This is a genomic window from Streptomyces sp. URMC 126 (genome assembly GCF_051386555.1).
Classification (GTDB): Bacteria; Actinomycetota; Actinomycetes; order Streptomycetales; family Streptomycetaceae; genus Streptomyces.
On record NZ_JBPQTX010000311.1, the window covers coordinates 1 to 8,014 of the forward strand.

Consider the following 8,014-nt stretch of genomic DNA (forward strand, 5'->3'; position numbering starts at 1 on the left):
TCGGCCTCGTCGAAATGCTGCTCTTCGTACTCACCGTCTTCGTCGCCTACGCCTACGTCTGGCGGCGTGGCGGCCTGAGAGTGTCGGACGTCATTCCCCGACGTCGCGGCTCCGCAGGTCCTCCGACGTCTCCCGGCGGACGACGAGCCGTGCGCGGCCACCGGAGACCGCTGCCACGGGCGGGCGGCCGACTTGGTTGTAGGCGGAGGCCATGGAGAGGTGGTACGCGCCCGCGGCGGGCACCGCCAGGAGGTCGCCCGGGCGCAGGTCGGCGGGGAGGGGGACGTCCTCGGCGAGCACGTCGCCGGCCTCGCAGTGCCGGCCGACCACCGTCACGGCGCGGTCCGCCGCGGAGGAGGAACGGTTCGCCAGACGGACGGTGTAGCGGGCGCCGTAGAGGGCGGGGCGAGGGTTGTCGCTCATGCCGCCGTCGACGGCGGCGAAAGTGCGGCCGGCCGTGGTCTTCACGGCGAGCACCCGGTACAGGGCCACCCCGGCGGGCCCCGCGATCCAGCGGCCCGGCTCGACCGTCAGCCGGGGGACCGGCAGGTCGGCGTGGGCGCAGCGCAGGGCGAGTTCCGTGGTGACGCGATCGGCGTAGGCCGCCGGGTCCATGGCCGGGTCTCCGGGGCGGTACGCGATGCCGAAGCCGCCGCCCAGATCCAGTTCGGGGAGAGTGACGCCGTACCGGTCGCGCAGCCGGGCGAGCAGTTCGACGAGCTTGCGGACGGCGACGGCATACGGGTCGGTGGAGGTGATCTGCGAGCCGAGGTGGCAGTGCAGGCCCACCAGTTCGAGCCGGGGCTGCCCCAGGACGCGCGCCACCGCGTCCTCGGCCTCCCCGCCCGCGATCGGCAGCCCGAACTTCTGGCCCTCCACGCCCGTCCGTACGGCCGCGTGCGCCCCCGCCGCCACTCCCGGTACCACCCGGATCAGTACCCGTTGCCGGGTGCCGGCGGGCACGAGGGCGGCGAGCCGGGCGATCTCGCCCGCGCTGTCGAGGACGATCCGCCCGACCCCGAGGCGGAGCGCGGCCCTCAGCTCGTCAGGGCTCTTGGCGTTGCCGTGCAGCACGATCCGCTCGGCGGGAAAGCCGGCGTGGACCGCGAGATCGAGTTCCCCTGCGGAGCAGACGTCGAGGTCCAGGCCCTCCTCGTCGATCCGGCGGACCATGGCGCGGCAGAGGAACGCCTTGCCCGCGTAGGCTATCCGGGCGCCGGGCAGCGCGGCGCGCCAGGCACGCGCCCGGGCGCGGACCTCGTCCTCGTCGAGGACGTACGCCGGGGTGCCGAAGCGGTCGGCGACCTCGGCCAAGGGGACGCCGCCGACGGCCACACCGCCGGACGGCAGCGGACGGGCGGAGGCCGGCCACAGGGGCACGGGCCCGGCGGCTCCGGGGGCGGCGGAGGTGGTGAGGGGTCGGGGAACTGCCGGGGATTCGAAGGTGGTGGCCGGGAGCGGGGTGGTGGGGAGGGGGAGGGGCGTGGACACGGTGATTCCCTTCGCTGCTTGCGGCATGGGTGGACTTGACTTGATGGGCGGATGGCACTCGGGGTGCGGGCACGGAGGGCGTCCGTGGGCGGAGTGGCTTACATGTGAAGCTGAGGGATGAGGGGCTGATGTCGCGCGCGAGGTGGGGCCGTTCGCGCGCGAGGCGCGTTACGGAACGTGGGCGTGCGGAACAGCGCACGGTAGGCGGTACGCGACGGGGACGGCGGGGGTGGTGACGACCGCGCTGCCTCGCGACCGGACTCGAACCGCCCCCGCCCCGAGCAGACGCCTGTCGCGCGCGAGACGGACGCCCGCCGACGCCGCTCGGGACGGGCGCGGAATCCGCACCGGACGGATGTCCAGCCCGCTCCGGGCGAGGGCCGGAGCCGCGTCGGGCGTATGCCCGAGAACTGCCGGGCGCGCGCCCGGGCGAGGCGGACTCCGCCCGGAGCGGGGCGCGAGCGACGCCGGACGAACGCGGGGTCCGTACCGGTCCGGGCGTCGGTCCCGTCCCCGAAGGACAGAGCTCGGCGTTCGGTGAGGCACTTGACCCGCGTCGGGCGGATGCCCGGCCCGCGCCCGGCGAGCGCCGGCGCCGCGTCGGGCGCGGGCCCGACTGACCGCAGACCCGCCGGAGCGGGTAGCGGGCCACGCTGGACGAACGCGGGGTCCGTACCGGTCCGGGCGTCGGTCCCGTCCCCGAAGGACGGAGCTCGGCGTCCGGTAAAGCACTTGACCCGCGCCGGGCGGGAGCCCGGTCCGCACCGGGTGAGTGCCGGCACCACGTCGGGCGCGGGCCGTGCGCGTGCCCGGGTGGCCGCAGACTCCGCCGGAGAAACACGGAGTACACACCGGACCGGGCGGCGGTCCCGTCCCCGAAGGACGGAGGTCCGGCGTCCGGTGAGGTGCTTGACCAGCACCGGGCGGGTGCCCGGCCCGCGCCCGGGTGGCCGCCGACCCGCCGGAGCGGGTAGCGGGCCACGCCGGACGAACGCGGGGTCCGCATCGGTCTGGAGCGGTGGCCCTGTCCCCGGAAGGACGGGGGTCCGGCGTCCGGTGAGGTGCTTGACCCGCGCCGGGCGGGTGCCGGGCCCGCACTGGGTGAGTGCCGGCGCCGCGTCGGGCGTCTGCCGGGTGCGGGGTCCGTACCGGTCCGGGGCGGTGGCCCTGTCCCCGGAAGGACGGGGGTCCGGCGTCCGGTGAGGCACTCGACCAGCGTCGGGCGTTCGCCGGGCGCGTGCCCGACTGACCGCAGGCTCCGCCGGCGCGGGGCGTGGGCCACACGCCGGACGGACGCGGGGTCCATACCGGTCCGGGGCGGTGGCCCTGTCCCGGAAGGGCAGGGGTCCGGCATCCGGTGAGGCACTTGACCAGCGCCGGGCGGGTACCCGGCCCGCACCGGGTGAGTGCCGGAGCCGCGTCGGGCGTTCGCCGCGCGCCCGTCGGACGAACGGTGGGCGCCGCCGGATGAACGGCGGGTGCCGCCGGACCGCTGAGGGCCTTCCGGTGGGACCGGGCGGCCGTCCCTCTCCGGCCCCGGTGAACGCAGGGTTCGGACCGCGAGAGCGGCAGTCGGCTGCGCAACGCCCGGTCCGCACCGGACGAGAGCGCACGCCCCGCGCCGGACACGTTCCCTCGGAGTCAGCCCGGGAGCGTGTGCCGCAGAGCCGCCGGAGACGGGCCGTCAGAGGAGCGGCGGACCGCCGGGGCGGTGAGTTGCGGGTCCACCGAGACCGTGGTGACACCGAGGGGCGTGGCCAGTGCTCGTACGGCCGGCAGGGCGAGCCGGACGGCCGGTTGGTGTGCGCCGAGACAGGCGGCGAGCCGCGCGGGCGTGCTGAAGGCGACAGCCGTGCGGTCGCCGAGCGGCGTACGGAAGACGCGGAGCGTGAAGCCGACGGGACAGGGGCGCACGGGCACGTACAGCGCCGCGTCCATCGGCGGGGACGCCGGGTGATCGGTCGGCACCGGAGCAGCGGAGACCGGATCGGGAGAGGCCGGGGCGGAGGAGGGCGCCGTCGTGAGAGGAGGTGGCGGTGGGGCGGCGGAGGGCGCGCGGCGGGGAACGGACACTGCCGACGGGACGAGCGAGTCCGAGGGAGTCGTCAGAGCGGGCGGGACATGTGGTACCGGCAGGCCGGAAGGGGCGGTCAGGGCGGGCGCGAGGGGCGTGACAGGTGCGGTGGACGCCATGGTTGCGGCGGAAGCGGAAGGAGCGGCGGACGCGGCAGAGGCGAGGGACGGCTCGGACGTGTCCGTCGGTGACGGCGGCGTGACGGACGTCGTCCCCGCTCCCGGCCTCGACCGGGGCGCCGTCACCGCCCCGCCGGGATGGGAGGGCTCTTCGGAGGACTCCCCGCCGTCGGCCACCGGGCTGTGGGCGGCCGTCACGGCCGCTACGGCGGCGGCTTCGGCGGGAGTTCGGTTCACACGCATGACAGTCCTCGGGAAGGATGAGGGGAGAGTGGGGTGAGGGGAAGCTGTTCCGTAGGCAAGCGGAAACGGCTGGGTGACTGGGTGAGGGGATAGCGGGCGTAACGGGTACTGCCGTACGTCCCGGCCGGCAGCCGGGGCGCCGTGCTGCCCACGGTATGCCCGGACGGCGACCGGATGACCGTTTCCTTGACATCCTGTTGACCCGTCACACGGGAGCTTTGACGGCCCGTTGACGCACTATCGGCGCAGCCGATGCACGTCCCCGGCGCTTCTGCGTGGCCGGAACGGCCGTAGGCCCGGGAAGACCCGGCGTGCGACCGACCGCCGTGAACCCGTGCGCCGGGTGTGCGCCCCTGCCGTGCGCCGGGTCCCACTACCACGCTGCCATGGGCGGGCAAAGAATCTGGAAGAACCTGAGCGGGGACGGCCGTCCCCAGGGAACCCCGGCGGGAATCCCCTGTTCGCGCGGCGCGGACAGCCCTGTCCGGGGCTGGCGGGTCTTCGATCACCGACGCACGATGCTCACCTGCGGATCGAGATCGACGGCTCGCGCGGCGACTGGAGGACACGTGGCGGCACAGGACGCGGCAGAAGAGAGGGCCGGAGCACCGGCCGGAGCAACGGCACCGACCGGAACACCGGCATCGTCCGGAACACCGGCGCCGGCCGGAGCGGCCACATCGCGCGGCCCCGCCCGAGCGCACGGCCCCTCCGGAGCGGACGCCTTCCGGGCGGCGCGTGACTTCCTGCTCGCCCACCGGGAGGACTACCGCGCCGCCTACGACGGCTTCGTCTGGCCCCGGCCCGCCGAGTTCAACTGGGCGCTGGACTGGTTCGACCCGCTCGCCCGCGGGAACGACGCCACGGCCCTGTGGATCGTGGAGGAGGACGGCACCGAGACGAAGCTGTCCTTCGACGCCCTGCGCCGCCGCTCCGACCGCGTCGCCCGCCGGCTGCGCGGACGCGGCGTGCGCGCGGGCGACCGGATCGTCGTCATGCTCGGCAACCAGGCCGAGCTCTGGGAGACCATGCTCGCGGCGATGAAGCTGCGCGCCGTCGTCATTCCCGCCACCCCGCTGCTCGGCCCCGCCGACCTGGCCGACCGCGTCGGCCGCGGCGGCGCCCGGCACGTCGTCGTGCGGACCGCCGACGCCGGCAAGTTCGCCGAGGTGCCGGGCGACTACACCCGGATCGCGGTCGGCGGTACTCCGCCGCCCGGCTGGCTCCCCTACGAGGACGAGGACGCCACCGGCAGTGAGGAGGCCGAAGGGGACGACGGCTTCGAACCCGACGGGCCCACCCGCGCCGACGACCCCCTGCTCCTGTACTTCACCTCCGGCACCACCGCCCGTCCCAAACTCGTCGAGCACACCCACACCTCGTACCCCATCGGTCACTTGACCACGATGTACTGGATCGGGTTGCGCCCGGGTGACGTGCACCTCAACATCTCCTCGCCCGGCTGGGCCAAGCACGCCTGGTCCAACTTCTTCGCGCCCTGGAACGCCGGCGCGACGGTCTTCGTCGTCAACTACACCCGCTTCGACCCGGCCCGCCTGATGACCGAGATGGACCGCTGCGGCGTGACGAGCTTCTGTGCCCCGCCCACCGTGTGGCGCATGCTCATCCAGGCCGACCTGCGGGCCCTGCGCACCCCGCCGCGCGAGGTGGTGGCGGCGGGCGAACCCCTCAATCCCGAGGTCATCGAGGCCGTCCGGCGCGCCTGGGGCGTCACGATCCGGGACGGCTTCGGCCAGACGGAGACGTCCGTCCAGGTGGCCAACTCGCCCGGTCAGCCGCTGAAGACGGGCTCCATGGGCCGTCCGAGCCCCGGTTTCACCGTCGTCCTGCTGGACCCGGTCACCGGCGAGCCGGCCGACGAGGGGGAGATCTGCCTCGCCCTCTCCGACGGCCCCGATGACGGCACCGCAGCCCCCAACGGCCCTTCCACCCGCCCCGTCGGCCTGATGACCGGCTACGCCGGCGACCCCGAGCGCACCGCCGAGGCGATGGCCGGCGGCTACTACCGCACCGGTGACATCGGCTCCCGGGACGCGGACGGCTACATCACCTACATCGGCCGCGCTGACGACGTCTTCAAGTCCAGCGACTACAAGATCTCGCCCTTCGAGCTGGAGAGCGCGCTGCTGGAGCACGAGGCGGTGGCCGAGGCCGCCGTCGTGCCCGCGCCCGACCCGCTGCGGCTGTCCGTGCCCAAGGCGTACGTCGTCCTCGCCGAGGGCTGGGAGCCGGGGCCGGACACCGCGAAGGCGCTGTTCGCCCACTCGCGCGCCGTCCTCGCCCCGTACAAGCGCGTCCGCCGGCTGGAGTTCGCCGAGCTGCCCAAGACCGTGTCCGGCAAGATCCGCCGCATCGAGCTGCGCGCCCGCACCGCGCAGGGCGGCGGGACCGAATTCAGAGAGGAAGACCACCGGTGAGCACACCCTCGTACGCGGGCGGCCCCGTCGACACCCCCCTGCTTCGAGAGACCATCGGCGCCAGTCTCACCCGTACCGTCGCCCTCTTCGGTGAACGCGAGGCGCTCGTCGACGTCCAGGGCGGGCGGCGGTGGACGTACGCGGAGTTCGGGCGTGCCGTGGAGGAGGTCGCGCTGGGGCTGCTCGCGAAGGGGGTGGCGCAGGGCGACCGGGTGGGCATCTGGTCCGTCAACTGCCCGGAGTGGATGATCGTCCAGTACGCCAGCGCGCGCATCGGCGCGATCATGGTCAACATCAACCCGGCCTACCGGGTGCACGAACTCTCCTACGTCCTCAAGCAGTCCGGCGTCTCGGTGCTGATCTCGGCCGTCGCCTACAAGACGAGCGACTACCGGCGCATGGTCGAACAGGTCCGCGGGGACTGCCCGGCCCTGCGCGACGTCGTCTACCTGGACGACCCGACGTGGACGGGCCTCGTCCGGCTCGGCGCCGGAACACCCCGCGCGCGGCTCGCCGCACGCGAGGCCGGGCTGAGCCCCGAGGACCCCGCCAACATCCAGTACACCTCCGGCACCACGGGCTTCGCCAAGGGCGCCACCCTCTCCCACCACAACATCCTCAACAACGGCTATTTCGTGGGCGAGACGCTGGGCTACACCGAGGAGGACCGGATCGCCCTGCCGGTGCCCTTCTACCACTGCTTCGGCATGGTCATGGGCAACCTGGCGGCCACCACCCACGGCGCCTGCGTGGTCATCCCCGCCCCCACCTTCGACCCCACCGCCACCCTCCACGCCGTCGAACGCGAGCGCTGCACCGCCCTCTACGGCGTGCCCACGATGTTCATCGCCGAGCTGGAGCTGCCGGACTTCGCCACCTACGATCTCTCCTCGCTGCGCACCGGCATCATGGCGGGCTCGCCCTGCCCCGCCGAGGTGATGAAGCGCGTCGTCGCCGAGATGCACATGGAGGAGGTCACCATCTGCTACGGCATGACCGAGACCTCTCCCGTCTCCACCCAGACCCGGCCCGACGACGACCTGGACCGCAGGACGGGCACGGTCGGACGGGTGCACCCGCACATCGAGGTGAAGATCGTCCACCCGGAGACCGGCGCCACCGTCCCCCGCGGCGAGCCCGGCGAACTGTGCACCCGCGGCTACTCGGTGATGCTCGGCTACTGGAACGACCCCGAGCGGACGGCCGAGGCGATCGACGCCGACCGCTGGATGCACACGGGCGACCTCGCGGTGATGGACGAGGAGGGGTACGTCCGGATCGTCGGCCGCAGCAAGGACATGATCATCAGGGGTGGGGAGAACGTCTACCCGCGCGAGATCGAGGAGTTCCTGTATACCCACCCGAAGATCGCCGACGTCCAGGTCATCGGGGTGCCCGACGAGCACATGGGCGAGGAGATCATGGCCTGCGTCATCCTCCGCGAGGACGCGGGCGGCCTCAGCCGTGACGAACTGGCCCGCTACTGCCGCGGCCGGCTGGCCCACTACAAGGTCCCGCGCTACCTGCGGGTCATGGACACCTTCCCGATGACGGTGAGCGGCAAGGTGCGCAAGGTGGACCTGCGCGAGGAGGCCGTCGCGCTGCTGGAGGGCGCGGGGGCAGGGGCCGGGGCAGGGGCGAGGTAGCGC

4 protein-coding genes and 1 pseudogene are annotated in these 8,014 nt (G+C 73.9%); 3 read left to right on the forward strand and 2 right to left on the reverse strand.

Annotation, left to right across the window (positions count from 1 at the left end):
- Positions 1 to 77: pseudogene (locus ACSNOK_RS27455) on the forward strand (NADH-quinone oxidoreductase subunit A); the annotation flags it as partial.
- Between the two features lie 13 nt (positions 78 to 90).
- On the opposite strand, the gene lysA reads toward ACSNOK_RS27455, so the two are convergent.
- Together lysA and ACSNOK_RS27465 are read right to left on the reverse strand one after the other, a co-directional pair.
- Positions 91 to 1,497, reverse strand: a complete 1,407-nt coding sequence (lysA, locus tag ACSNOK_RS27460) for a diaminopimelate decarboxylase (RefSeq protein ID WP_436783478.1) — start codon at positions 1,495 to 1,497, stop codon at positions 91 to 93.
- Between the two features lie 1,635 nt (positions 1,498 to 3,132).
- Positions 3,133 to 3,459, reverse strand: a complete 327-nt coding sequence (locus tag ACSNOK_RS27465) for an SAV_915 family protein (protein WP_436783475.1) — start codon at positions 3,457 to 3,459, stop codon at positions 3,133 to 3,135.
- A 1,037-nt stretch (positions 3,460 to 4,496) separates the two neighbouring features.
- Here ACSNOK_RS27465 and ACSNOK_RS27470 point away from each other — a divergent pair.
- Positions 4,497 to 6,365 (forward strand): AMP-binding protein, encoded by a 1,869-nt coding sequence (locus tag ACSNOK_RS27470; RefSeq protein ID WP_436783476.1) that lies wholly within the window; start codon positions 4,497 to 4,499, stop codon positions 6,363 to 6,365.
- On the forward strand, positions 6,362 to 8,011 hold the full coding sequence (locus ACSNOK_RS27475) for an AMP-binding protein (protein WP_436783477.1): 1,650 nt from the start codon (positions 6,362 to 6,364) through the stop codon (positions 8,009 to 8,011). The genes ACSNOK_RS27470 and ACSNOK_RS27475 overlap by 4 nt, the downstream gene beginning before the upstream one ends.
- Positions 8,012 to 8,014 lie beyond the last annotated feature (3 nt).